Source organism: Kitasatospora sp. NPDC048365, assembly GCF_043200835.1.
In the GTDB taxonomy this organism is placed as follows: Bacteria; Actinomycetota; Actinomycetes; order Streptomycetales; family Streptomycetaceae; genus Kitasatospora; species Kitasatospora terrestris.
Map to the genome: position 1 here is coordinate 150,749 of NZ_JBICYJ010000018.1, position 24,195 is coordinate 174,943.

The 24,195-nt window shown below is 72.1% G+C and carries 17 protein-coding genes and 2 pseudogenes; 11 read left to right on the forward strand and 8 right to left on the reverse strand.

What is annotated here, in order from left to right:
• Positions 1–133: 133 nt before the first annotated feature.
• Positions 134–1,672 (reverse strand): sigma-70 family RNA polymerase sigma factor, encoded by a 1,539-nt coding sequence (locus ACGFX4_RS20155; RefSeq protein WP_393076007.1) that lies wholly within the window; start codon positions 1,670–1,672, stop codon positions 134–136.
• 623 nt (positions 1,673–2,295) lie between these two features.
• Positions 2,296–3,252 (reverse strand): zinc-binding alcohol dehydrogenase family protein, encoded by a 957-nt coding sequence (locus ACGFX4_RS20160; protein ID WP_393076010.1) that lies wholly within the window; start codon positions 3,250–3,252, stop codon positions 2,296–2,298.
• 165 nt (positions 3,253–3,417) lie between these two features.
• Between ACGFX4_RS20160 and ACGFX4_RS20165 the strand changes: the two genes are divergently transcribed.
• Positions 3,418–6,798: a BTAD domain-containing putative transcriptional regulator gene (locus tag ACGFX4_RS20165; protein ID WP_393076013.1), complete on the forward strand. Its 3,381-nt coding sequence runs from the start codon at positions 3,418–3,420 to the stop codon at positions 6,796–6,798.
• Positions 6,799–6,806: 8 nt separating this feature from the next.
• Here ACGFX4_RS20165 and ACGFX4_RS20170 read toward each other — a convergent pair whose 3' ends face one another.
• Together ACGFX4_RS20170 and ACGFX4_RS20175 are read right to left on the reverse strand one after the other, a co-directional pair.
• Positions 6,807–7,769, reverse strand: coding sequence for a TIGR03619 family F420-dependent LLM class oxidoreductase (locus ACGFX4_RS20170; RefSeq protein WP_393076015.1), 963 nt, complete (start codon positions 7,767–7,769; stop codon positions 6,807–6,809).
• A 77-nt stretch (positions 7,770–7,846) separates the two neighbouring features.
• Positions 7,847–8,530, reverse strand: coding sequence for a hemerythrin domain-containing protein (locus tag ACGFX4_RS20175; protein WP_393076018.1), 684 nt, complete (start codon positions 8,528–8,530; stop codon positions 7,847–7,849).
• Between the two features lie 878 nt (positions 8,531–9,408).
• Here ACGFX4_RS20175 and ACGFX4_RS20180 point away from each other — a divergent pair.
• Positions 9,409–10,394, forward strand: a pseudogene (locus tag ACGFX4_RS20180) (acetylxylan esterase).
• Positions 10,395–10,471: 77 nt separating this feature from the next.
• Here ACGFX4_RS20180 and ACGFX4_RS20185 read toward each other — a convergent pair.
• Both ACGFX4_RS20185 and ACGFX4_RS20190 read right to left on the reverse strand, forming a co-directional pair.
• Entirely contained in the window at positions 10,472–10,924 is a 453-nt protein-coding gene (locus ACGFX4_RS20185; protein WP_393076021.1) for an IS3 family transposase, read from the reverse strand.
• 274 nt (positions 10,925–11,198) lie between these two features.
• On the reverse strand, positions 11,199–12,971 hold the full coding sequence (locus tag ACGFX4_RS20190; RefSeq protein WP_393076023.1) for a PucR family transcriptional regulator: 1,773 nt from the start codon (positions 12,969–12,971) through the stop codon (positions 11,199–11,201).
• Between the two features lie 334 nt (positions 12,972–13,305).
• Between ACGFX4_RS20190 and dnaK the strand changes: the two genes are divergently transcribed.
• The 9 genes from dnaK to ACGFX4_RS20235 are packed head-to-tail and all read left to right on the forward strand — an operon-like array spanning position 13,306 to position 22,692.
• Positions 13,306–15,219, forward strand: coding sequence for a molecular chaperone DnaK (dnaK, locus tag ACGFX4_RS20195; protein WP_393076026.1), 1,914 nt, complete (start codon positions 13,306–13,308; stop codon positions 15,217–15,219).
• A 9-nt stretch (positions 15,220–15,228) separates the two neighbouring features.
• Positions 15,229–15,726 (forward strand): nucleotide exchange factor GrpE, encoded by a 498-nt coding sequence (locus ACGFX4_RS20200; RefSeq protein ID WP_393076029.1) that lies wholly within the window; start codon positions 15,229–15,231, stop codon positions 15,724–15,726.
• Between the two features lie 7 nt (positions 15,727–15,733).
• Positions 15,734–16,711 (forward strand): DnaJ C-terminal domain-containing protein, encoded by a 978-nt coding sequence (locus ACGFX4_RS20205; protein WP_393076032.1) that lies wholly within the window; start codon positions 15,734–15,736, stop codon positions 16,709–16,711.
• Positions 16,708–17,097 (forward strand): chaperone modulator CbpM, encoded by a 390-nt coding sequence (locus ACGFX4_RS20210; protein WP_393076035.1) that lies wholly within the window; start codon positions 16,708–16,710, stop codon positions 17,095–17,097. The genes ACGFX4_RS20205 and ACGFX4_RS20210 overlap by 4 nt, the downstream gene beginning before the upstream one ends.
• Positions 17,088–19,712, forward strand: a complete 2,625-nt coding sequence (clpB, locus tag ACGFX4_RS20215; protein ID WP_393076038.1) for an ATP-dependent chaperone ClpB — start codon at positions 17,088–17,090, stop codon at positions 19,710–19,712. The genes ACGFX4_RS20210 and clpB overlap by 10 nt, the downstream gene beginning before the upstream one ends.
• Positions 19,712–20,245, forward strand: a complete 534-nt coding sequence (gene trxA / locus ACGFX4_RS20220) for a thioredoxin (protein WP_393076041.1) — start codon at positions 19,712–19,714, stop codon at positions 20,243–20,245. Before clpB ends, trxA begins: the two co-directional genes overlap by 1 nt.
• The gene (locus tag ACGFX4_RS20225) at positions 20,242–20,505 is read left to right on the forward strand and encodes a UBP-type zinc finger domain-containing protein (protein WP_393076044.1); all 264 of its coding nucleotides are present in this window, start codon (positions 20,242–20,244) and stop codon (positions 20,503–20,505) included. Before trxA ends, ACGFX4_RS20225 begins: the two co-directional genes overlap by 4 nt.
• Positions 20,506–20,526: 21 nt before the next feature.
• The gene (locus tag ACGFX4_RS20230; RefSeq protein ID WP_393076047.1) at positions 20,527–22,206 is read left to right on the forward strand and encodes an FAD-dependent oxidoreductase; all 1,680 of its coding nucleotides are present in this window, start codon (positions 20,527–20,529) and stop codon (positions 22,204–22,206) included.
• A gap of 45 nt (positions 22,207–22,251) precedes the next feature.
• On the forward strand, positions 22,252–22,692 hold the full coding sequence (locus ACGFX4_RS20235) for a DUF1931 family protein (RefSeq protein ID WP_393076050.1): 441 nt from the start codon (positions 22,252–22,254) through the stop codon (positions 22,690–22,692).
• Between the two features lie 520 nt (positions 22,693–23,212).
• Here ACGFX4_RS20235 and ACGFX4_RS20240 read toward each other — a convergent pair.
• Together ACGFX4_RS20240 and ACGFX4_RS20245 are read right to left on the reverse strand one after the other, a co-directional pair.
• Entirely contained in the window at positions 23,213–24,085 is an 873-nt protein-coding gene (locus ACGFX4_RS20240; RefSeq protein WP_393076052.1) for a M4 family metallopeptidase, read from the reverse strand.
• 10 nt (positions 24,086–24,095) lie between these two features.
• A pseudogene (locus ACGFX4_RS20245) lies at positions 24,096–24,195 on the reverse strand (IS481 family transposase); the annotation flags it as partial.

Consider the following 24,195-nt stretch of genomic DNA (forward strand, 5'->3'; position numbering starts at 1 on the left):
GCACCCCACACACAGGAGGCTTCCGGTCCGGCGGCCTCGTAACGGAAAATCGGCACCGCCCGGACGATCGCCCCCGTGAGGTATCTCGCAGACGGAAAACGTTATGCCGGGGCCCGCCGCCCGGTCGTCGCTGTCAGGCCCAGGCGCTGCGGACGATGAACGAGGCCTGGTCGGCGAAGTCCCGCGTACCGTTGTCGCCGTCGAGCCAGATGCCGCCGTCGCGCTGGCGGATGGCCGATCCCGGGTAGTTGTGCGCGTGCAGGGTCACCGACCCGGCGACCGCCCCGGGCAGCGGGCAGAAGGTGGCATCCTCCCGGAACAGTTCGCTGCCGTCGTCGGTGCTCAGCCGCAGCCGCAGGTCGCGGTGGCGCAGATAGCGGCCGTCGGCGGCGCGGAAGGTGACGCACCGGGTGTCGGCCAGGCCCCGGACCACCGTGAACGTGACGCGCTGCCGCGTCCGCGCGGGGCTGGCGGCGTCGGCGCGCTCGAGCGAGGCGAAGTCGCCGGCGTTCGTCAGGAAGAGGCCCGGACCGGCCACAGACTCCAGCGACAGCGGGCCGGGCGGAACCACGGCCGCGGCGACGGACGGGCTCGCCTGGGACGGTCCGGCCGGAGCGGCGGCGCGCGACGGGGTCGGCGTGACTGCGCCGGCCGTGGGAGCGGCGGCGACGGGCACCCGCTGCGGCGGTTCGGGCCAGGCGGCGTAGGTGGCGGCGGCCCCGGTGACGATCACGGCACCGGTGGCCAGGGACACCAGCGGATGGGCGGTCACCGCGGAGAGCTTGGCGATCAGGGAGGCGTGCAGACCGCCCCCCGTCGCCGCGCCGACGGCGGCGGGCGCCCCGGCCAGCGCGGCGGCGCCCGTGGCCGCACCCGGCAGCAGACCCTTGACGGCCAGCGCGGCGACGAGCCCGGCCGGGACCGTCAGCGGTGCGACCCGGACGAGCAGCAGCTCGGCCGGAATCCGTTCGGCCGTCGCCGGCGCGCAGCTGGGACAGCCGCGGGTGTGCCGGGCGATCCGTTTGCGCCACACCGAGGCAGGGATGCCGTCCCAGCCGGCGACGGCCTCCTCCAGGCTCGCGCAGCGCGGATCGGCATTCAGCGCGGCGACGATCGTCCGACTCAGGTCCAGCTGCTCGCGCATGCGTTGGACGCGCACTCCGACGTGGGCGGCGGTGAGGCCGGTCGCGGCGGCGAGGTCGTCGCGGCTCAGCGAGCCTGCGACCTCCTGCCACCACAGCGACAGCAGCGCCCGGTGGTCCGGATCGAGCCACCGGCCCGCTGCGACCACCTCGCGGCGCTCGTCGGACAGGTGCAGCCGCAGGATCGTCATGTCCTCGGCCCCGGCACCGGGGTCGGGTATCCGGTGTGCCTCGTCGACGACCGCGGTCCGGTCGGCGAGGACGCGTTGCCGGTGCCGCTGGGTACTGATCTGGCGCAGCGCGATCGACACCAGCCAGGACCGGAAGCTCTCCGGCGCGCGCAGGTCCGGAAGGTCGCGCACCATGCGCAGCAGGGTCTCCTGGACGACGTCGTCGACATCGGCGTGTCCGCTCAGGGCACGCCCGACGATGTTGTAGAGCAACGGCAGGTAGGCGGCGACCAGTTCCTCGCGTGCCCGGTCGTCACCGGCCTGCGCCACCTTCACCAGCCGCGTGTGGTCCGCGTCCATGAGTCCCATCCCACCCCCCGGGAGCGATCTGCCGAGTACGGCGCCACACCCTAGCCGCGGCGAGGACGTACGACCAAAGGCCGGCGATCTGCTCCGGACTCCATGCCGTGGCCCATCGGCGGTCTCGCGGCCCAGCCCGATAGCCCTTCTCCCGCTGCCCGCGGCCATTCATGGTCGTGATGTCGGAGTACGTGTCAGCCGACCCGAAGACCCACCGCGAGCGTGAGGTCAAGGACCCGCTGCGGCGATGCGAGATCCGGGAACAGTTCCCGCAAACTCGGCCGGGACCGGAGCTGGGCCGAGGGCCCGGCCGGTGACCACCCTGTACCCATGTCCGTCAGCGCGGCGGCTGCTCGAGCCTCGTCCAAGGCCGAGCGCGGGGCAGCCACCGGCAGGGCGTCGACCGCGGCGCCCACCACCGCTCCACCCCGCACCCAGAGGTCGGAGAACGAGCCCTCGCCGCGCAGGGGCTGAGTCCGCCGGGGTACGTGGATGGATCGTCGGCGGGCCCTACACCCTGCCCACCGGCTTAACCAGGACACCAGGCACGGCACCACCCGCCCGGGCGGGGCGGGTGGGCCTCGTCCTGGGGTGACGGCCATGGCGGGCGTGCGGCAGCGGGGTCAGGTGAACGAGAGGAGGATCTTGCCTCGGCCTGTACCCGTCTCCAGGAGCCGGTGCGCCTCTGCCGCCTCGGCCAGGGGCAGGATCTGCGTCACCCCGGACCGGATCCGCCCCGCCGCGAGCAGTCGGAGTGCTTCGGCGAGGTACTGACCGATCCGCTCGGGAGATCGACGGGCGAGGTCACCGATGTTGAACCCCGCGATGGTCCGGTTGCTCTTCCACAGATCCCACACCGAGGCCGTCCACTGCTGGTGCCGACCGAGGTCTCCGTAGGCCACCACACGGCCGAACGGCGCCAGCACGGCCAGGCTCTGCTCCCGGATCGGACCGCCGACGGGATCGAGGACCACATCCACGCCCCGCCCACCGGTCACCTCGGTCAGGCGTTCCGTGAAACCCTCGCGCAGGAACACCTCGTCGTAGCCGAGCCCGGCGGTGTACGGAATCTTCTCCGCCCCGCCAACCGTCCCGTACACCCGGCCGGCCCCCAACTCCCGGGCCAGTTGCGCAGCCGCGAAGCCCACGCCCCCCGCCGCGGAGTGGATCAACACGTCCTCGCCCTCCCGCAGCCGGCCCGCGTCCCCGAGCACGCCGAAGGCCGTCGGATAGACGCATGGCAACCCCGCCGCCTCGGCCGGGTCCACCTCTCCCGCCCCGGTGCGCAGGGACCTGACGAACCGTACGTCTGCCGTCACCACCTCGGCGTAGCCACCGAAGGCCGGCAGGTAGGCGGCCACCGGCTCGCCGACCGCCGGTTCGCTCACCCCCGCACCGAGCGCGACGACCACCCCGGCCACCTCCAGCCCGGGGACGTCCACTCCGCCAGGCCCGTCAGGGGCTCCGAACTCACCACGACGGTGCTGGACCTCGGCGAAATTGACGCCTGCGAAGGCGACCCGCACAGCCACCTCACCGGCAGTCGGCGCCGGTTCCGGCAGGTCCAGCTCTTCCAGCACCCCCGTGCCCCCATTGGTCCGGAACCCGACCGCCCTCATCCTGCGCTCCCCCTCATCGTCACAGCCCTCCCGTGTGGGACGTACGAGCCGCAACTCGCGGGGGCGATCCCGGTATTCCCGCTGCCGTCGGTGGCCGCCGTCCCGTGCTCCTATGATGTCCTTGTCATGATCGTATGGAAGGTGCTCGGCTCGTTCCGGGTGGAGGTCGACGGCCGGCCGGTCGACACCGGTGGTCGGCTCGCCCGTATGGTGCTGGTCCAACTGCTGCTGGCCCGTGGGGCCGTGGTGCCCACGGAGCGGATCATCGAGCGGCTGTGGCCGACACGTGTCCCGTCGAGTGCGCAGGGATCGCTCCAGGCTTACATCGCGCGTCTGCGGCGCGTCCTCGAACCGGAACGAGCACCGCGCACGCCCGCGCGGCTGCTCGTCAGCGCGCCCTACGGCTATGCCCTCGCCGTCGAGCAGGACGCGGTGGACGCCTGGGCGTTCGAAAGCCGGGTGGCGACGTGTTCGGAGGCGGGGCTGCCCGCCCGGGTCGCCGCCGAGGGCCTGGCCGAGGCGCTCGCCTCCTGGGGTGGGCAGCCGTACGCGGAGTTCGCCGACGAGCCGTGGACGGCCGGTGAACGCGCCCGGCTGGAAGAGGTGCACCGCACCGCCCGCGAACGGCTGGCCGCCGCCCGGCTGGGCTGCGGGCAGGTCGCACAGGCCCTCGACGACGCGGGCGCGCTGACCCGGGAGCAGCCGTTGCACGAGGAGGGCTGGCGGCTGCTGGCCCTGGCGCTGTGGGCCCGGGACCGCCAGGGCGAGGCCCTGGCCGCACTGCGCCGGGCCCGCCACGTCCTCGGCGAGGAACTCGGCGTCGAACCCGGCCCCGCGCTGCTGGAACTCGAACAGGCATTGCTGCACCAGCGTCTGGACGTGCTCCGCCGGGCGACCGGGACGCCCGCCACGGCTCGAACGACCGAAGCGCCCGCCGAGGCGATGCGCGGTCCGATGGCGACGGCCGGCCGGGCGTCCACGATGCTCACGCCCGGTCGGCTCCTGGGCCGCGACGAAGAGCTGTCCCGGCTCGCCGCCGCGGCGGACCGGTCCCGGGGCGGCCGGGCCCAAGTCGTCCTGGTCACCGGCGAGGCCGGCATCGGCAAGTCGAGCCTCCTCGAGGTCGCCGTCCGCCAACTGCCGGAGCAGGGCTGGCTGGTCGGCACCGGGAACTGCCCGGAGACCGACGGCGCCCCGCCCGGCCGGGCCTGGTTCGACATGCTGCCGCCCCTGGCGCAGTCCGCGCCACCGGGCCCGTACGCCGGTGAGCTCGCCCCGCTGCTGGCGCCGGGCAGCACGAGCGACGCCGAGCAGCCGAACGGCAGCCCCGCCCGGCGCTTCCGCCTGCACCGGGCGCTGCTGAGCTGGCTGCGTGAGACGGCCGAGCGGCGGCCCCTGGCGATCGTGCTGGACGACCTGCACCGGGGCGACCAGGAGAGCGTCGAGCTGTTCCTGCTCTGCGCCGAGCAGTTGCGGGACGTCCCCCTGCTCCTGGTGGGCTCGTACCGCACCGGCGAGGGGGACCTGACCAGTGCGCTGGCCCGCCTGGCCGCCTGCTCGCCCGTCAGGCTGGTGATCGGCGGACTGTCGGACGCTCAGGCGAGGGAGCTGCTGCGGCGCAGTGCGGCCGGTATGAGCGAGCACGCCGCGGCAGCGCTGGCCGAACGGGCCGGGGGCAACCCGTTCTACCTGCACGAGAGTTCGCTGCTGATGGCCGGTGAAGGCGAGCAGCAGGCGCTGGCCCGCGTGCCGCAGGGGGTCCAGGACGTCCTGCGGCGGCGCCTCGCCCTGCTCGCACCGACCGTCACAGCCGGGTTGCGGCTGGCGGCCGTGGCCGGACGCGAGGCCGCGGTGGCCCTCCTGGTCCATGCCGCCGACTGCGACGCCGAGCAGCTCCTCGACGCCCTGGACGCGGGTGTCACCGCCGGGCTGCTCACCGAGCCCCGTCCGGGCACGGTCCGCTTCACCCACGCCCTGGTGCGGGACGCCCTGGAGGACGACCTCACCCGGCTGCGCCTGGCCCGGATGCATTCCCGCCTGGGCCGGAGCCTGATCGCGCTCGGCTCGGACGACATCGCCGCCACGGCCCACCACCTCCTGCGGGCGGCCGCGGTGGTGACCGCCGACGCCGGGCCCGCGGTCCACCGTGCCCGGCTGGCGGCCGAGCAGGCGGTCCGCCGCTACGCCCCCCGGAACGCCGAGGCCCTGCTGACGTCGGCTCTCGGCCTCCTCGCCGACCAGCCGGCCGCCTTCGCCGACCAGGACGCCGCCCTGCTGCGGGTGTCGCTGCTGGGACAGCTGGTGGACTGCCGGATCCGGATGGGGGCCGTGGTGCCGGCCCGCGAGGCACAGCAGGAGGCCGTCCGGGTGGCCCGCGCCGAGGGCCGGGACGACCTGCTGACCGCTGCCTACACGACGTGGACCGAACCGACGCCCTGGCGCGTGCGCGCGTACGCGGCCTTCGACCCCGAGGCCGTCGAGGAGCTCCGGACGCTGCTGGAGGGCCCGGCCGCGTCCGACCGGCAGCGGTGCCTGCTCCTCGACCAGCTGGCCGACGCGCTCGACGACATCGACCCCCGCGCCGTGGCCGTCGCCCGCGAGGCCGTGGAACTCGCCCGCAGGGTGGGCGAGCCACGGCTGCGGGGCCTGACGCTCACCTCGCTGCTGCGCCGGGTCGACTGCGAACTCGAACCCGCCGCCTACCTCGAACTCCACCGGGAACTTGCCGAGGTGGCCGCCTCCCAGGACAGCCCCGAGTACGCCTGGATGACGTCCTACACCGCCGCCCGGATGGCCGCCGCCCGCAACGACCCGGCCGAGATGGAGCGATGCCTGGTCCGGGCGGACGGGATCGCCCGCACCTACGAGCTCCAGGGCGCGTTCGCGGTGGCGAGGCTGCGCGATCCCATGCTCGCCATGGCCCGGGGGCATTTCGACGAGGCCGAGCGGGCATTGGGGGCGGGGGTGGCGGAGCTGCGCGCCCGGGGAGCGGTGGACCTCAACGGCCTGGCGGGGCTGGCCGTCGGGTGTATCCGGCTGCAGCAGGGCCGGCTGGCCGAGGTGCTGCCGATGCTGCTCGCGGTATGGGAGCAGTACAAGCCGCTCAACGAGGGCCTCACCGCTCTCGCGCTGCTGGCCGCCGGCAGGTCCGACGAGGCCCGGGAGGTGTTCGGTCGGCGCGCGCCGCTCCGGCGTGACTTCGCCTTCTCCGTCCTGGCCGGGCTGCGCGGCACGGCCGCCGTCGCCCTGGGCGACCGGGCGGCGGCCGCCGAGGTGTACCAGGACCTGCTGCCCCTGGAGGCCCTCGCGGGCGGGGCGAGCAGTCTCAGCCTGGTCTTCAGGCCCGTCGCGCAGACCCTGGGCGACCTCGCCCGGTTCCTGGACCGCCCCGACCGGGCCCGGGAGCACTACCTCGAAGCCGCGCGGGTGGCGGCCGCCTGGGAATCCCCCCTGTGGGCGGGCGCCGCGCGGACGGCCCTGGACGGGCTGCCGCCGACGCCCGCGTAGCGGCACCGTCACGCAACGAGCGGCAGGGGCCGCTGCTGCGGAGCCGGGCTGGACGGGGACGGCTCGATCAGTTCGGCCATGAAGGCCGCCGCCAGGTCGAGGAACTCCTCGGGCGAATCGGTCGTCAGCTGCAGGTCCACCAGCACCTCGTCCGTCGCCGACCCGCACATCACCCTGAGGTGGTCGCAGATCTGGCGCACCGTCCCACGGTGGTGGATCTCCGAGGCGTCCGCCTCCAACGTGGTGACCTCCGGGTTCACCCGGAACACCCGACGCAGGCCCGCCGGGTCCCGCCCCGCCCGCTCGGCGGCCTCGACGGCGACCGTCCAGAGACCGTCGAGGTAGGGCACCGGCATCGAGGCCGCGAGCCAGCCGTCCGCCCGCCTGCCGAGCCGCTCCAGGGCCGGCGGGGTGAAGCCGCCCAGCAGGACGGGCGGCCTCGGACCCTGGAGGGGTTTGGGGAGCACGGTCGACTCGGGGACCGTCCACAGCCGACCGGTGTGGACGACCGGATCACCGCACCACACGGCGTCCAGGACGTCGAGGGTCTCCTCGAGCCGGGCGCCGCGGCCCTGCCAGGGCACCCCGGTGGCCTGGTACTCCTCACGCATCCAGCCCAGCCCGAGGCCCACCTCCAGCCGCCCCCGGCTGATCAGGTCGAGGGTCGTCAGCGCCCGGGCGAGCACCAGGGGCGGCTGCCACAGGGCGTTGAGCGTGCTGCTGCCCAGCCGCACCCGTTCCGTGACCGAGGCCGCCAGGCCCAGGGCGAGCAGCGGGTCGAGGTGCGTGGCGTACCGGAGGGGCATCGGCCCTCCGCCGGCGTAGCCGTCGGGGGGCGTGAGCGGGCCAAGTAGCCGGTCGGCCACCCAGAGGCTGTGGCAGCCCAGTGCCTCGAGCGCCGTACACATCGCGGCGCTGCGGTCGGGGTCGGCGAACGGGCCGAACTGGGGGACGGAGAATCCGATGCGCATCGGTGGGAGTTCCTCGGTCGGTACGACGGGGGCGGGACAGGGACGGGCGGGACGGGCCGCCGGACGGGGACGGCCCATCAGGCGGTGGTGCGCCGGCCGCGGATCCGGGCGGTCTCGCGGCGGTACTGACGCTGCCCGAAGAGCCGCCACAGCACCCGGGCCGGAACAGGCAGCCGGGTGAGGAACTCCCGGCGCTCCTCGGGCGAGCTGTCCTCCAGGATGGCGCCCAGGGCGATCATCAGCCGGTTCCGGGGCGTCTCGGCGAGGCCCCGCTCCCCGACCGCCTGCCACTGCTTCTGGTTCACGTGGAGCGCGACCAGCGGCATGACCTCCCGCTCTTCCTCGTCGAGGTGGTCGCACAACTGCCGGTGGTGCCGGCGCAGGGCCGCAGCAAGCTCGTCACGGTCCTCGGCCAGGGCGTGGGCCTCCCACCGGTCCACGAGCCCCTGGACCTCGGCGAGCCCGTCGCTGAGCCCGTGGTGCTGCGCCTCCATCGCCAGGACCTGCTCGGCGTCGAGGTCCAGGTGGGGCAGCAGCACCGGCCAGAGCATCTCGTCCTCGCCGGTGTGGTGGGCGTGCAGGCCGACGGCGTACAGCCGCCAGTGTGCGGCGAGGATTCGGGAACGCTCGGTGTCGCCGGGGCGCACCTCCTGGACGAGTTCGGCCAGCAGGCGTGACTCGCGGCGGAACACCTGGTGGATCATCGCCATTTCGCGGGTGTAGTGGTGGACGGTGGCATCGGAGGAGTTGCTCGAAGTCATGACACTCAGTCTCCGGAGCCCGGTTGCAGGGCACTTGCACCCGACTTGCCGCGCTGCACCGGTCGCCGGAGCGGGCCGAGGCCCGCAGGCGGGGACAGGAGGGTGGGGGTCGCGAAGGAGTCGCTGTTCGGGGGCGCCGAACGGTCGGTCAGCGCGGCAGGGTTCGCTTGCGGCGGGGAGGCCGGGGGACAGGGCCCCGGCTGCGCTGTACGCGGCCAGCGACGTCGCCTCGGTGAACGATTCGCGGGCCCGCTCCCCCGCTGGGTGGGTAAACCGGCCCTGCTACGCCACCTCCTACAACTGGGTCTCCGGCACCACCCGCGCCTACCTGCCGGCCACCACCGTCCAGCGCCAGGTGGCCGCCCTCGACCAGACCGTCCCCGCCACCGCAGCCCTCGCCGACTCCTCGCAGCGCAGCTGGGGCAGCTACGGAATGCGCTACGCGATCCGAGCACGCCTCACGAGCCCCTCAGCCCAGAGCCGTACCGCCGCCCGCACGTTCGGCTCCAACGTCACCGGCAGCACCGACGTGCCCGGCGACACCTGGAACGGCGCAGCCTCCATCCGCGTCGACGGCGCGACCCCCACCATCGCCACCATCTACCTGCGCCCACCGTCCCCCGCTGCGAGATCGGCCGCTACACCCTCGCCCCGGCGCCAGCACCCTCGTCGAACTCGAACTCGAACTCGAAGTGCCCGGCCTCATCACTGCGGGCTCGCAGTTGCTTCTCGAGAGCATCTGATCCCGTACCCACCGAAGACCACTCCCGAGCGGGGCCGGCCGACGACACCACCGGCCACGAGCGGCGCAACCATGGCGCGCAGGCCCCCGCACCCACACCATCCACGCCCGCCAAATCCCATCTCCGAAGGCACCCATGCTCACCGACCTGTCCCTGCCGGAACTCCACACGTATCGTTTCGACGGCCACGAGCCCAACGACTTCGACGCGTTCTGGCAGGACACCCTCGCGACAGCCCGCAAGGCAGCAAGCCCCACCGCGGATCACACCCACCGAACCGGCCTGATTCACGTCAAAACCTACGAGGTCACCTTCTCCGGCTACGGCGGACAGCCTGTCCGCGCCTGGCTCCACATTCCCATCGGACGCCGCGCGCCACTTCCCGCCATCGTGGAATACCTAGGTTACGGCTGCGCTCGCGGCCCGGCATGGCGCCCCACCCTCCGGTCCTCCCTCGGCTACGTGCACCTGGTCATGGACAACCGCGGGCAATCCAGTTCGTACGGTGCGGCAGACACGCCCGACGGGCACATTCCTCCGCAGACCGGCGGAGTCCTGACCCGCGGCATCAGCTGCCCCCAAGACCACTACTACCGACGACTTTTCACAGATGCCGTCCGAGCCGTCGACACCGTCGCCGAACTGGACGGAGTAGACGCGAACCGCATCACAGTCGTCGGCAACAGCCAGGGCGGAGGAATCGCCATCGCCGTCGCAGGACTACGGCCCGGGCTCGCCGGCGCCTGCGTCGATGTGCCGTTCCTCTGCCACTTCCGGCGCGCCAGCCAGATCACCAGCGCCTACCCCTACCAGGAACTCACCGACTACCTGCGCGGCCGACCGAACAACGCCGACCGGGTGTTCAACACACTCGCCTGCATGGACGGCGCGAACCACGCAGCCCGCGCCACGATCCCCGTACGGTTCTCAACCGGGCTCAGGACCCCGTCTGCCCACCGTCCACCGTGTTCGCGGCGTACCACCGGTGGGGTGAGCACGCCACCACTGTCAATAAGGACATCAAAGTCTGGGATTATGCCGACCACGCCGGCGGCGGCGACAGCCAGCTCGCCGCGAACGCAGCTTTCATAGGCGAATTGACCTCCTCCCGGCTCTGGTGACCTGAGTCGGAGATTGGGCATGAGCTGGATGTGAGTCGTCCTGGTCCGACGATCCCGCCGTTGTCGGTCACCGATGGTCAGCGGGAGGTGCTGCAGTCCTGGGTGCGTCGCCGGTCGACCGCCCGGGCACTGGCGTTGAGGTCCCGGATCGTCCTGGAGTGCGAGGCCCGGGGGTGGCATCGACCAGCCCACCACCCCGACGAGAGCCGCATAAGCCAGGAAGAGCCACGTGCCGGCGGCCCGGATGGATGTGATCTCGCCGCACCAGCGCGTTCGTTCAGGTGTTCGGCGATGAAGTCGCGCTCGATGAGATCAGGCCCGGGTGGAGCGATCAGGTCCGGGATCGTGGTGCGTTTGCGGCGCCGCAGATGTCGGCCGGTGATCCGGCGCTCGCGCGTTAGCCGGGCCACCCGCTTGCGGTTCACTGGGCGGTCGCCGGCCTGCAGCTCGGCGTGGATGCGCCGGACCCCATAGGCCCCGCGGTGTTCGGCATGGATCTTTCCCGGGGCGAGACGCCCAGTCAGACACATCGGTTTTGCCGGCGTGGACCAAGGAGTCGGCGTCCACGCGCGGCGCCTCCGCTGCTGAGTTCTCCCGTTGGAACACAACCGAGGGCTCGTTCCGGTGCGGTCGCGTCTCGGATCCGCGCGAGGCCGGGAGTCGCGTTGGCCGATCTGTGGCAGGTCCTCGAGCGAAGGGCCGGGCCACCACCGCGCGGCGCGTGCCCGGTGGCGGTCCGACGGTGGCGGAGCGGCGGCTCGCAGGATCGTCACCCGCAGTGACCACCACGGGCTCGCCCGCGACTCATCGCGGTGGGTCGAGCACGTTGCGGATGTGGGTGGCAATGTGCAGATTGAGGCGCGTCTCGACGACGCCGAGGTCGTGCCCGGTGATCTCGCCGATGCGCTGGAGGCGGTAGCGGACCGTGCTGCGGTGGATGCGGAGCATCTCGGAGGTCGCGTCGTAGCTGCAGCCGGTCTCCAGGTAGCGCGAGAGTGTCATCACCAGCTCGGTGTGGTGCTGGGCGTCGTAGTCCAGCAGCCGGCCCAGCCACAGGTGGACGAAGAGGTCGGCTTCCCGCTCGCCTTCGCCGGTGCCCATCATGCGGCACAGGCCCAGCTCGTCGAAGGCGGTGCTGCCGTACGGCTCCCGGGAACGGCGGCGGACGGCGAGGGCACGAACGGCCTCGTCGTAGGAGTGCGGCAGATCGGCGATGACCTCGCACCGGCCGCCGACCCCGATCGCGCCCGCGCCGGTGCCCAGGCCCTCCGAGACGGCCTTGTACAGCTCGTCTCCCGGATGACGCGGGTCCTCACCGGCCATCAGGACGACCGCTGTCGCGCCACGAGAGCCGATGAGCACGTCCCGGCGCAACCGCTCCGCCGCCCGTGTCACCGCGTCGCAGAGCGCGGCCCCCTCGGGTTCCCCCGGCCACTCCAGTACGGCGACGTTGTGCGGCCGGTGCAGGTCGTGGCCCAGGGCTGCTGCCTGGGCGAAGGCGTCCTTGGTCCCCGCACCCGAGACCAGCCGGTCGACCAGGTCGCGGCGTAGCTGGGGCTCCAGCTCAGCCAGTCTGCGCTCGTGGAGGAGAAGGGGAGCCAGCACCCGAGCGGCCTGTTCGAGCGCCGCCGTGTCCGCTTCCGCCGCCCGGTGGTCCGGGTCGTCCAGCACGATGACACCGAGCAGGTCTCCCGCCATCTCAATGGGCATGACCAGCCGGTCACGGTCCCGGACGGCGCCCGGCTCGCGCCGCGCGCGGTGCATCAGGGCGTCCCGGTGCCGGTTCTCCGACTCGGGGCGGGTTCCGCTGCCGACTCCGCTCCGGGGGCCGCCCCCGCGGGGACCCGCCCAGGCCCGAGGGTTGCCGAAGCGGTCCTCGGTGAGGGCCGCGAGTCCTGTGTGCTCGTGCAGGGTCCGCAGGATTCCCGCCTCGCCCCTGCCGGAGACAGCGGCACGGGAGAGCGCGTCGTAGGTGGCGAGCCGCGAGGCCAGGGCGGAGGCAGTGCTGTTGCCGAGGTCCACGGTGGGTGAGCCGTCCTCGGGCTCCGGCAGGTTCCCGGTATCGGACAGGTCCCCGCTCACCGGTATGTCCCCCGACCCGGCGGTCGGCTCGCCCCGGCGCCCGGTGAGGCGCGCGAGGACTGTCCCGGTCTGCCGCGCGAGCAGATCGGTCAGAGCGGACTCCTCAGCCGAGGGTGTGGTCGGGGACCGGACGACGAGATAGCCGAGGCAGGTTTCCCGGTACCGCAGGGCGATGGCCCGTACCCACAGTCCGCCCGGCTTGTGCAGGTGGCAGCTGTGGCCGTCCAGTGAGTCGATCCGCCGGTCGAGCAGGTCGGCGGCCACGACGTCGGCAGTGGCTGCTGCATCCGGGGCGTCGCCGGCCGCGCCCCCCTCGGGTTCCGGCGCCGCATCTCCGGGCCGGGCGACCGCGGAGGACGGCACCCGGCGTGGTGAGCAGCGCCGTGCCAGACCGTTGTGGACGGCATAAGCCGCTTCGCCGACAAAGGGGCCGGTGGCGGCGATCGCCGCCATGCCCGCCCACAGCACCTCGCGCTCGTTCTCACCGTCGAGCATGGCCGTCACCAGACGTAGCAGGGCGCGTTGGGCGGCCGCCGGCTGCGGGACGGGGCGGAGGGGATCGGCAGTCGGAAATGGCGCAGCGTCCATAGCAGGTCCATGTGCGGCTCAGCAGTGGCTTTCCGCCTACCCGCTACGCCGCTCGACACACGTACGCACGACGAACCCGTTCCGGTCCCCGACCTCGGGGACCGGAAACGCAGCGCGGATTGGTCCTGCCGAGGCGAGGAAGTGCGCCGCGTACCGCGCGAGGCTGCTCCTGGGTGTGGCATGCCGTCCGTACGCCTGGCTGCCCGCCGACCGGTCCCGCGTCGCGACGGAGGAGAGTCCCATGGCGAAGGCAGTTGGCATCGATCTCGGCACCACCAACTCGGTCATCGCGGTCTGGGAGGGCGGTGAGCCCTCTGTCGTCCCGAATGCGGAGGGGGCCAGGACCACCCCGTCGGTGGTCGCCTTCTCCGATGACGGCCAGCGGCTGGTCGGACAGCTCGCGCGTCGGCAGTCGATCCTCAACCCCAAAGGCACCATCACCTCCGCGAAGCGGTTCATCGGACGTCGCTACGACGAGATCTCCGACGAGGCCAAGGCGGTCTCCTTCGACGTCGTCGAGGGGCCCGGCGGGGTGGCCCGCTTCGAGGTGAGGGGAAAGCAGTACGCCCCGGAGGAGATCAGCGCGCAGGTACTGCGCAAGCTCGCCGACGACGCCGGGAAGTCGCTCGGCGAGAAGGTGACCGAGGCGGTCATCACCGTGCCTGCCTACTTCAACGACGCCCAGCGCCAGGCCACCAAGGACGCCGGGAGGATCGCCGGCCTCGACGTGCTGCGGATCATCAACGAGCCGACCGCGGCGGCGCTGGCTTACGGGCTGGACAAGAAGGGCCACGAGACGGTCATGGTCTTCGACCTCGGCGGCGGCACGTTCGACGTCAGCCTGCTGGACGTCGGCGACGGTGTGGTGGAGGTCCGCGCCACGGCGGGCGACTCCCACCTGGGCGGCGACGACTTCGACCGCCGTCTGGTGGACCACTTGGCGGACGGCTTCCAGAAGACCGAGGGCATCGACCTGCGCAAGGACCCGCAGGCCCTGCAGCGACTGTTCGAGGCCGCCGAGAAGGCGAAGACCGAGCTGAGTTCGGTGAGCCAGACCCAGGTGAGCCTGCCGTTCATCACGGCGGACGCCTCCGGGCCGAAGCACCTCACCGAGACGGTCCGCCGCTCCACCTTCGAGCAGATCACCTCGGACCTGGTGGAACGCTGCCTCGAACCGGTCAGGACCGCGATGGGCGACGCCAAGGTCAGCGACAACGACATCGACGAGGTCATCCTCGTCGGCGGCTCGACCCGCATCCCGGCCGTACAGAACCTGGTCCGCCGGCTGACCGGCGGCAAGGACCCGAACATGAGCGTCAACCCCGACGAGGTCGTGGCGCTGGGCGCCGCCATCCAGGCCGGCGTGCTCAAGGGCGAGGTCAAGGACGTCCTGCTGCTGGACGTCACCCCGCTGTCGCTGGGCGTCGAGACAGCCGGCGGCGTGATGACCAAGATCATCGATCGGAACACCACCATCCCCGCCCGCCGGTCCGAGACCTTCTCGACGGCCGAGGACAACCAGCCGGCCGTGGACATCGTCGTGCTCCAGGGCGAACGCGAACTGGCCGCGGACAACCGGGTGCTGGGCCGCTTCCGGTTGGAGAACCTGCGGCCGGCCCGGCGTGGGGAGACCCAGATCGAGGTCACTTTCGACATCGACGCCAACGGCATCCTCAAGGTCAGCGCCAAGGACCGGGACACCGGCGCCGAGCAGTCGATCACCATCAGTGAGGGCTCCAACCTCGACCCCTCCGAGGTCGAGCGGATGATCAACGAGGCCGAGAGCAACCGCACCAGCGACATGGCCCTGCGCGAGGCCATCGACGCCCGCAACGAGCTCGACGCCGCCGCGTACCAGGTGGAGCGCCGGTTGGACGACCTCGGCGACGCCGCTCCGGAGCACGAGCGCGCCCGCGCCCGACTGCTCATCGACGAGGCTCGTGCCGCTGTCAAGGAGGAGGCGCCGACGGAACGGTCCCGGAGCCTGGCCTCCGAACTCCAGCAGATCTACGCCGCGCTGGCCGCCCACACCGCCGGACCGGGCGAAGCCGGGGGTGAGGCCCGGCCCGGCGCGCCGGCGCCCGGCCAGGGTCCCGAGGGCGGCTCCGCGAGGGGCGACGACGACGTCATCGACGCCGACTTCGACAGGAGCTGAGGCAGCGACATGTCCGATCAGGAACAGACGCGTCCCGCCGAGGACCCCTCCCCTCCCGGGCCCGAACAGACGTCGCCCGAGGTCGAGGAGCTGGAGGATCGGTGGCTGCGAGCCCTCGCGGACCTCGACAACCTCCGCAAGCGTTACGCCCGTGAGCTTCCCCGGGAACGGGAAGCTGAGCGAGCCAAAGTGGCCGCTGCCTTCCTCCCGATCGTCGACAACCTCGAACTGGCCCTCGCCCACGCGGGCGCCGACGACCCCGGCACGATCGTCAGCGGGGTCCGGGCGGTACGCGACCAGGCCGTCGAGGTGCTGCGAAGCCTCGGCTACCCCCGCCACGACGAGACCGGCGTCCCCTTCCACCCCGAGCAGCACGAGGTGGTGTCCGTGGTCGATGAACCGGACACACCTGCGGGCACCGTGGTCCGGGTGCTGCGGCCCGGGTACGGCGAACCGGGCCACCAGCTGCGGCCGGCCGCGGTAGCGGTCAGCCGCAAGCAGGAGTGACGCCGCCATGGCAGAGGACTACTACGAGGTGCTGGGCGTCCCCCGCACCGCCGACGCCTCCGAGATCCAGCAGGCGTTCCGTACCCTGGCCCGCCGCTACCACCCGGACGTCAACCGTGATCCGGCCGCGGAGGAGCGCTTCAAGCAGCTCAACGAGGCATACAGCGTGCTGTCCGACCCCGACACCCGGTCCCGCTACGACCGCTTCGGCCCCGACTTCCGGCAGATTCCGGCGGACTACGACGAGCGTGTCGCGGCCGGCCAGGGCTTCGGCGGTGGAGCCGGCGCGTACCGCAGCAGTCCCTTCGGAGGCACCCCAGGCGCCGACCGGGCAGGCGCCCGGACCTGGACACAGACCGGCTTCGACGCCTCCGGCGTGGACTTCGAAGATCTCTTCGGAGGTATGTTCCGCGGACGGACGGCGGGCACCGGACAGGGCAGCCCCATCCCCGGCGCGGACCAGGAGGCCGAACTCACGCTCACTGTGGAGGAGGCGTACCGCGGCGGCCGGCGGAAGATCACCCTCGGCGGTCCCGGCGGGGAACGCAGCTACGACGTCACCATCCCGCCCGGCGTCGTCGACGGGCAGCGAATCCGGCTCGCAGGAGAGGGCGGCCGAGGCCGAGGCCGGGGTTCCGCCGGGGATCTCTATCTGGTGGTCCGCATCGCCCCCCATCCCCGCTACCGGCTCGTCGGGCGCGACATTCACGTCGAACTGCCGGTTACCGCCTGGGAGGCCGCGCTGGGGGCGACGGTGCCGGTCTCCGGTCCGGGCGGGACGGTCAAGGTGCATGTGCCGCCCGGTACCTCCACCGGCCGCAGGCTGCGGCTGCGCAACGAGGGGATCCCCGACCCCAAAGGCTCCCCCGGTCACCTCTACGCCGAAATCCAGGTGATGGTGCCGCCCTCGCCAACCCCGCGCGAGCGCGAGCTGTTCGAGGAACTCGCCGCCGTCTCCTCCTTCGACCCGAGGAAGCAGACATGAGAGCCGAACCGCGTTCGCCCTCCGAAGGCACCGGACAGCCCGGTGCCAGGGCTGCCTATCCCCTGGTACGGGTCTACCGAACCAGCCCCAGCCCCTACCGGCTCCCCCTGGCCGGAGTGGCCGGCAGGAGTGGGCTGCCGCCCGAACTCGTCAGCCGCTTCGTCGCCCTCGGGCTGGTGGACGCCGAGCGTGATGCCCGGGGCCGGCTGTGGTTCCGGCCGAGCGCACCGTCGGCCATCGCCCGGGTGCAGCGACTGCGGGCCGGACTGGGCCTCAACTACGCGGCCATCGGCGTCGTCCTGGACCTGCTCGACCGCATCGAACGCCTGGAAATCGCACTGCGGCGCAGCGAACGAGCCGCCAAGGAGCCCACACCATGGACATGAACCGCCTCACCCAGAAGTCTCAGGAAGCGCTGCAGGAAGCGCAGAACGTCGCGGTACGGCTGGGCCAGACCGAGGTCGACGGGGAGCATCTGCTGCTGGCCCTGCTCGATCAGCAGGACGGCCTGACCACCCGGCTGCTGGCCGGCGCCGGCGCGGACCCGGCAGCCCTGCGGGCCGCCGTCGAGGCCGATCTCGCCAAGCGTCCGCGCACGACCGGTCCGGGCGCCGCCCCCGGCCGAGTGATGGTGACCCAGCGGCTGGCCCGACTGCTCGACACCGCGGAGCAGGAGGCCAAGCGGCTCAAGGACGAGTACGTCTCCACCGAGCACCTGGTGCTGGCCCTGGTGGACGAGGGTTCGACCACCGCAGCCGGCCGGCGGCTCGGTGAACAGGGCGTCGACAAGGACTCCTTCCTCACTGCCCTCACCACGGTGCGCGGGAATCAACGGGTCACCTCCGCGAATCCGGAGGAAGCGTACGAGGCCCTCGAGAAGTACGGGCGCGACCTCGTCGTCGAGGCCCGCAGCGGTCGCCTCGACCCGGTGATCGGGCGTGACGCGGAGATCCGGAGGGTGATCCAGATCCTCAGCCGCAAGAGCAAGAACAACCCGGTGCTGATCGGCGAACCGGGCGTCGGCAAGACCGCCATCGTGGAGGGCCTGGCCCAGCGGATCGTTCGCGGCGACGTCCCGGAAGGGCTGCGGGACAAGACGGTGTTCTCGCTCGACATGGGCTCGCTGGTCGCCGGCGCGAAATACCGCGGCGAGTTCGAGGAGCGCCTCAAGGCCGTGCTGTCCGAGGTCAAGGGAGCCGAGGGCCGGATCCTGCTGTTCGTGGACGAGCTGCACACCGTCGTGGGGGCCGGCGCCGCCGAGGGCGCGATGGACGCGGGCAACATGCTCAAGCCGATGCTGGCGCGCGGCGAGCTGCACATGATCGGCGCCACCACGCTGGACGAGTACCGCAAGCACATCGAGTCCGACGCGGCCCTGGAACGCCGCTTCCAGACCGTCCAGGTGGACGAGCCGACCGTCGAGGACGCGATCTCCATCCTGCGCGGCATCCGGGAGCGACTGGAGATCTTCCACGGCGTCAAGATCCAGGACGGCGCGCTGGTCGCCGCAGCCACCCTCAGCCACCGTTACATCAGCGACCGCTTCCTCCCCGACAAGGCCATCGACCTGGTCGACGAGGCCTGCGCGCGGCTGCGGACCGAGATCGACTCCATGCCCGCCGAACTCGACGAACTCACCCGCCGGGCCACCCGGCTGGAGATCGAGGAGGCCGCGCTGGCCCTTGAGACCGACCCGGCCAGCCGCGCCCGCTTGGAGGACCTGCGGCGTGAACTGGCCGACCTGCGGGGCGAGGTGGACGCCAAGCACGCCCAGTGGGAGGCCGAGCGCCAGGCCATCCGCAAGGTCCAGGCACTGCGCCAGAAACTGGAACACGCCCGGCAGGAGGCCGAGCAGGCCGAACGAGCCTACGATCTCAACCGGGCCGCCCAACTGCGCTACGGAACGGTCAGTGAACTGGAGCGCCGGCTGGCCGCCGAGGAGGAACAGCTCGCCAACAAGCAGGGCCAGAGCCGGATGCTGCGCGAGGTGGTGACCGCCGAGGAGATCGCCGAGATCGTCTCCGCGTGGACCGGCATCCCCGTCACCCGGCTCCAGGAGGGCGAGCGGCAGAAGCTGCTCAAGCTGGACGAGATCCTGCGCGAGCGGGTCGTGGGCCAGGACGAGGCCGTCCAGCTCGTCGCCGACGCCGTGATCCGGGCCCGCTCCGGGGTACGCGACCCGCGCCGACCGATCGGCTCGTTCATCTTCCTCGGCCCGACCGGCGTCGGGAAGACCGAGCTGGCCAAGACGCTGGCCGCCGCATTGTTCGACACCGAGAGCAACATGATCCGCCTCGACATGAGCGAGTACCAGGAGCGGCACACCGTCAGCCGCCTGGTCGGCGCGCCCCCCGGATACGTGGGCTACGAGGAGGGCGGCCAGCTGACCGAGGCGGTGCGTCGCAAGCCGTACGCGGTCGTCCTGTTCGACGAGATCGAGAAGGCGCACGCCGACGTCTTCAACACGCTGCTCCAGGTGCTGGACGACGGCAGGATCACCGACGCGCAGGGCCGCACCGTCGACTTCCGCAACACCGTCATCATCATGACCTCGAACCTGGGCTCCCAGTATCTGCTCCAGGACGCCACCCAGGCCGGCGAGATCAAGCCCGAGGTGCGGGACCTGGTGATGGGCGAGCTCAACGGCCATTTCCGGCCCGAGTTCCTCAACCGGGTGGACGACATCGTGCTTTTCCACCCGCTCGGCATCGCGCAGATCGAGCGCATCGTGGACCTGCTGCTGGAGGACCTGCGCCACCGCCTCGCCGAGCAGCGGATCGACCTGGTCCTCACCGAGGACGCCCGCCGACTGATCGCGGCCGAGGGCTACGACCCGGTCTACGGCGCCCGGCCGCTGCGCCGCTTCATCGCGCACGAGGTCGAGACCAGGATCGGCCGCGCGCTGCTCAGCGGCGAGGCACGCGAAGGCGTGACCATCCTGGTCGACGCCAGGGCCGCCGAACTGACCGTCACCCTCCAGGACGAGCTGCAGGAGCAGTGATGACCACATCTCCCGAAGGACGCGCCGCCCGCAGGGCCGGTGACGGCAGTACCGACGGCGCCGGGGCCGCGCTGCGAACGGTCGCCTGCGCCAACTGCGGCCGGACCAACCGTGTACCCGCCGCGGCAGAGGGCAGCCCGCGCTGCGGAAACTGCCATGCCCCGCTGCCGTGGATCGCCGAAGCGGGCGACACCGACTTCGGGGAGGTCGCCGACCAGGCGAGCCTGCCCGTGCTGGTCGACCTCTGGGCCACCTGGTGCGGTCCCTGCCGCATGGTGAGCCCGGCCCTCGAACAGGTCGCCAAGGACCTGGCCGGCCGGATCAAGCTCGTGAAGGTCGACATCGACAAGTCGCCGGCCCTGGCACGGCGGTTCGAGGTCCAAGCCGTACCCACCCTGCTGATCCTCGACCGTGGCAGGCCCGTCGCCCGGCAGACCGGAGCCGCGCCCGCCACCGCGCTGCGCCGGTGGGTGGACGAGTCACTCTCTGCGTCCCGCGGACCGGCCGACTCCACCTCCGGGAGGCCGCGATGACCAGCGTTCCCGACCCGCACCTGTCCATGGTTCGGCCCGTGGCGCCCAGAACACCGCAGGGCTGCGAGGCCTGCCTGCGCACGGGGACTCCGTGGCTGCACCTGCGCCTGTGCCTGACCTGCGGCAACGTCGGCTGCTGCGACTCCTCGCCGATGCGGCACGCCCGCGGTCACGCGGCGACCCGCGGGCACCCGATTGTCCGGTCGTTCGAACCCGGCGAGGACTGGCGGTGGTGCTACGTACACGAGGCGAGGGCCTGAACCCTACGAAGGGAGTGAATCGTGCCGACGCTCACGCCGACAGCTGACGTCTACGGGGCCTACCCGCTGCTGTCGGACGACCAGATCGCGATCCTCAGATCCTGCGGACAGGAACGGCCGGTCCGCGAGGGGGAACAGCTCGTCCGGGCGGGCGACCCCAGCGAGGAGTTCTTCGTGGTCCTCAGCGGCACGGTGGCCGTGGTCGAAGGCCACGGCGAGCAGCAGCAGCAGCTCGTCCATCTGCACGAGGCACACAGCTTTCTCGGCGAACTCGGCGTGCTGGAGGGCCAGACCGCCCTCCTCAGCGCGGTGGTGAGCACGCCCGGCGAGGTTCTCGCGGTGGGCTCGGCCGCCCTGCGCGACCTGCTCAGCCGAGAACCCGCCCTCGGCGACGTGATCCTGCGGGCCTACCTGCTGCGCCGCACGATCCTGGCCGGCGCGGGCACGGGCTTCCGTATCATCGGCTCCGCCTTCTCCCCCGACACCCGGCGGCTGCTGGACTTCGCCGCCCGCAACCGCCTCCCGCACCGCTGGGCCGACCTGGAGAAAGACACCGATGCCGAGGCGCTGCTGACGCGTCTCGGCATCGATCCGGAGGACACTCCGATCGTCGTCTGGCACGAGCACCGGGTCCTGCGCAATCCGTCGAACGCCGAACTCGCCCAGGTGATCGGGCTGCGGACCGAGACCGTCGCGAGGGCAGTCCTCAACCTCGTGGTGGTCGGCGCGGGGCCCGGAGGCCTGGCCGCAGCGGTGTACGGCGCCTCCGAGGGGCTCTCCACCGTCGTCCTGGACGCGGTGGCGACCGGCGGCCAGGCCGCCACGTCCTCCCGGATCGAGAACTACCTCGGTTTCCCCGCGGGGATCTCCGGCACGGAGCTTGCCGAAAGCGCCGTCGTGCAGGCCACCCGGTTCGGCGCCCGGATCACCGTCCCCGCCGAGGCCGCCGGCCTCGAACAGCGCGACGGTGTCACCGTGGTGCGGCTCGCCGACGGCAGCACGGTCGCCGCCAACAATGTGGTGGTGGCCACCGGCGCTCGCTACCGGCGGCTGCCCGCCCGCGGCGTCGAGCGGTTCGAGGGACTCGGGGTCCACTACGCCGCCACCCTCTGGGAGGCACGGACCTGCCGTCTTGACCCGGTGGCCGTCGTCGGCGGCGGCAACTCCGCCGGCCAAGCAGCCCTGTTCCTGGCCCGCGAATCGCCCGCCGTGCGTCTGCTGGTCCGCGGCGGAGACCTGGGCCACAACATGTCCCGCTATCTGATCGACCGGATCGAGCAGAACCCGCGGATCCATGTCCGCCTGCACACCGAGGTCCAGGAGGTCACCGGCGAGGACCGGGTCGAAGCCGTCGTCGTCCGGGACAACCGCACCCGCGAGCAGCAGGTGCTGGAGGCCCGTGCCCTCTTCGTCTTCATCGGTGCGCGCCCTGCCACCTCCTGGCTCGCCGGCGCCGTCACTCTGGACCCGCACGGCTTCATTCCGACCGGACAGGACGTGGCCCACGGGGCAGCGGACCTCTGGAAGCCCCTGGGCCGCGCCCCACTCGCCCTGGAGACCGGCCTGCCCGGGGTGTTCGCCGTCGGCGACGTCCGCAGCGGCTCGGTCAAGCGGGTGGCCTCCGCAGTGGGCGAGGGCGCCATGGCCGTCCGCCTGGCCCACGAACACCTTGAGGAGGTGAGACCACCCGCCACCCGATGACCTCAGCTCATCCATCGACCGAGAAAGGAAAATGCCATGCCCGTCATGGGTATTCCCAAGTTCGAGCGCTTCTTCCGCGCAGCCGCTGGCCTCGACGTCCACAAGAACGACCTCAAGCGCTACAACGACTTCGTGGACGCCAAGCTCTACGACCTCTTCCTCATCGGCACCGCCAATGCCAAGGCCAACGGCCGGGACATCATCGAGCCGCAGGACCTGCCCGTCACCAGAGGCCTGCAGGAGAGCATCCACGCCTTCGACAAGCTGGAGGAGGGCATCGAACTACGCCCACTGCTCGACCAGCTCGCCTCCCGCCCGGCCCTCGGCATGGAGGCCGCCGAGCACACCCAACAGCGGCTGCCCGACCTGGCCGGCGGCCTCAGCGTCGCCCTCGCCCGTGCCCTCAAGACCATCGCCCGCGACACCCGCCGCCCCTCCACGGACCAGTGGGACGAGGCCTTCGAACTCTTCGACCTGCTGGTCTGACCGGGCGTTTCATCCCTGTTGGGCGCTCAGGTGGGCTCTCCGGCGCAGCGTCGCGGGCCGGACGCCGGTGGCCCCCTGAGCCGTCCGAAGCCGCGTCCGGCAACCCAGCGACGGGGTTGGACGGGACGACGGTGTTCTTGCAGCCCATGGCGGTCGTCGGCCTGCGGTGCCGTCCTGGACCTCGCGGCGGTGACCGACACCACCAGCGGCAAGCCGATCGGGCTCGGACGAGCGCCTGGGCAGGGCGCTCCCGTCCGACTGTCGGCAGTTCGTCCGCGCCTTCGGGCGCGGCACCGTCGAGCACCGGGTGGTCGTTCACGGACCGGCCACGGGCCCCGGCCTGAATGGGGAGATCCGGGTCTCCGTTCTGCCGCGCGACCGGTTCGAATGGCCGCTGAGCGACGCCGGTATCGAGGGCGTGCCGCTCCGCGGCCTTTGCCCGAGGAATGCGGCAGTCCTGCTGTCGAGCTCGTCCCCTCGACGGGCCCGACAGCAGGATTCAGGTGTTGCGGGGGTCAGGTCAGCCGATGGCGATGTCGTCGAGCAGGAAGACGGTCGACAGGTAGGCGTCCTCGGTCCCGGCGAACTCCAGCTTCACGCTCTTGCCCTTGTAGGCGGACAGGTCGACGGTCTTCTGGACGTACCCGGAGGTGGCGCCGGCGTTGGAGTAGGTGGCCAGCGTGGTGCCGTTGACGTTGACCTTGAGGGTGTCGTAGGCGGTGTAGCCGGACTCCTCGGTGGTCACCTTCAGCCAGAAGGTGAGCTTGGGGGTGCCGGTGGACGGGACCGCGATGTTCGACTGGGAGAGGGACTCGACGGCGGAGGTGCCGTAGCCCATCATCCAGGCGTACCAGGACCCGCCGTGCGCGCTCTGCAGGGTGGAGTTGGTGATGTCGTTGTCGCTCTGGGTCCAGCCGGTGGTGCCCTGCTCGAAGCCTCCGTTGGTCAGCGCGTTGCTGCTCGGGGCCGTGGTGGAGCTGGAGGGCGAGGGGCTGGTGGAGGTGGAGGGCGAGGGAGAGGGGCTGGTGGAGCCGGAGGCGGTCGGCGTCGGGGTGGGGCTGCTGGTGCCGGGATCGGGCAGGGCCGTGCCGACGCTGACGGCGGCCCAGGCCTTGGAGACGACGTACCGCTCCTGGGAGTTGGTGCCGTACAGGTCGGCGGCGGCCTGGAGGGTGGCGGTACGGGCGCCGGAGTAGGTGGTGGTGGAAGTCATGTAGGTGGACAGCGCCCGGTACCAGACCGCGGCGGCCCTGTCCTTGCCGATGCCGCTGAAAGTGTCGCTGTTGCACGGCGTGCCGTTGTGGGAACGGCCGCCGATGGTCTTGGCGCCGGTGCCCTCGGCCGCCAGGTAGAAGAAGTGGTTGCCGATGCCGGAGGAGTAGTGGACGTCCACCGAGCCGGCGCTAGATGTTCTGACCCCAGAGGTTGGGAACGCGGCTGGCGGGTGGCTTTCCCCTGAGCGCAGTGTGTCCGCGGTGGTGATTGTAGGTGTGGAGCCAGTCG

Coding starts and splice junctions, on each gene's coding strand:
- ACGFX4_RS20155 (WP_393076007.1), bottom strand. CDS start 1,672: ATGGACGCGGACCACACGCGGCTGGTGAAGGTGGCGCAGGCCGGTGAC.
- ACGFX4_RS20165 (WP_393076013.1), top strand. CDS start 3,418: ATGATCGTATGGAAGGTGCTCGGCTCGTTCCGGGTGGAGGTCGACGGC.
- ACGFX4_RS20170 (WP_393076015.1), bottom strand. CDS start 7,769: ATGCGCATCGGATTCTCCGTCCCCCAGTTCGGCCCGTTCGCCGACCCC.
- ACGFX4_RS20175 (WP_393076018.1), bottom strand. CDS start 8,530: ATGACTTCGAGCAACTCCTCCGATGCCACCGTCCACCACTACACCCGC.
- ACGFX4_RS20185 (WP_393076021.1), bottom strand. CDS start 10,924: ATGTGTCTGACTGGGCGTCTCGCCCCGGGAAAGATCCATGCCGAACAC.
- ACGFX4_RS20190 (WP_393076023.1), bottom strand. CDS start 12,971: ATGCTCGACGGTGAGAACGAGCGCGAGGTGCTGTGGGCGGGCATGGCG.
- dnaK (WP_393076026.1), top strand. CDS start 13,306: ATGGCGAAGGCAGTTGGCATCGATCTCGGCACCACCAACTCGGTCATC.
- ACGFX4_RS20200 (WP_393076029.1), top strand. CDS start 15,229: ATGTCCGATCAGGAACAGACGCGTCCCGCCGAGGACCCCTCCCCTCCC.
- ACGFX4_RS20205 (WP_393076032.1), top strand. CDS start 15,734: ATGGCAGAGGACTACTACGAGGTGCTGGGCGTCCCCCGCACCGCCGAC.
- ACGFX4_RS20210 (WP_393076035.1), top strand. CDS start 16,708: ATGAGAGCCGAACCGCGTTCGCCCTCCGAAGGCACCGGACAGCCCGGT.
- clpB (WP_393076038.1), top strand. CDS start 17,088: ATGGACATGAACCGCCTCACCCAGAAGTCTCAGGAAGCGCTGCAGGAA.
- trxA (WP_393076041.1), top strand. CDS start 19,712: ATGACCACATCTCCCGAAGGACGCGCCGCCCGCAGGGCCGGTGACGGC.
- ACGFX4_RS20225 (WP_393076044.1), top strand. CDS start 20,242: ATGACCAGCGTTCCCGACCCGCACCTGTCCATGGTTCGGCCCGTGGCG.
- ACGFX4_RS20235 (WP_393076050.1), top strand. CDS start 22,252: ATGGGTATTCCCAAGTTCGAGCGCTTCTTCCGCGCAGCCGCTGGCCTC.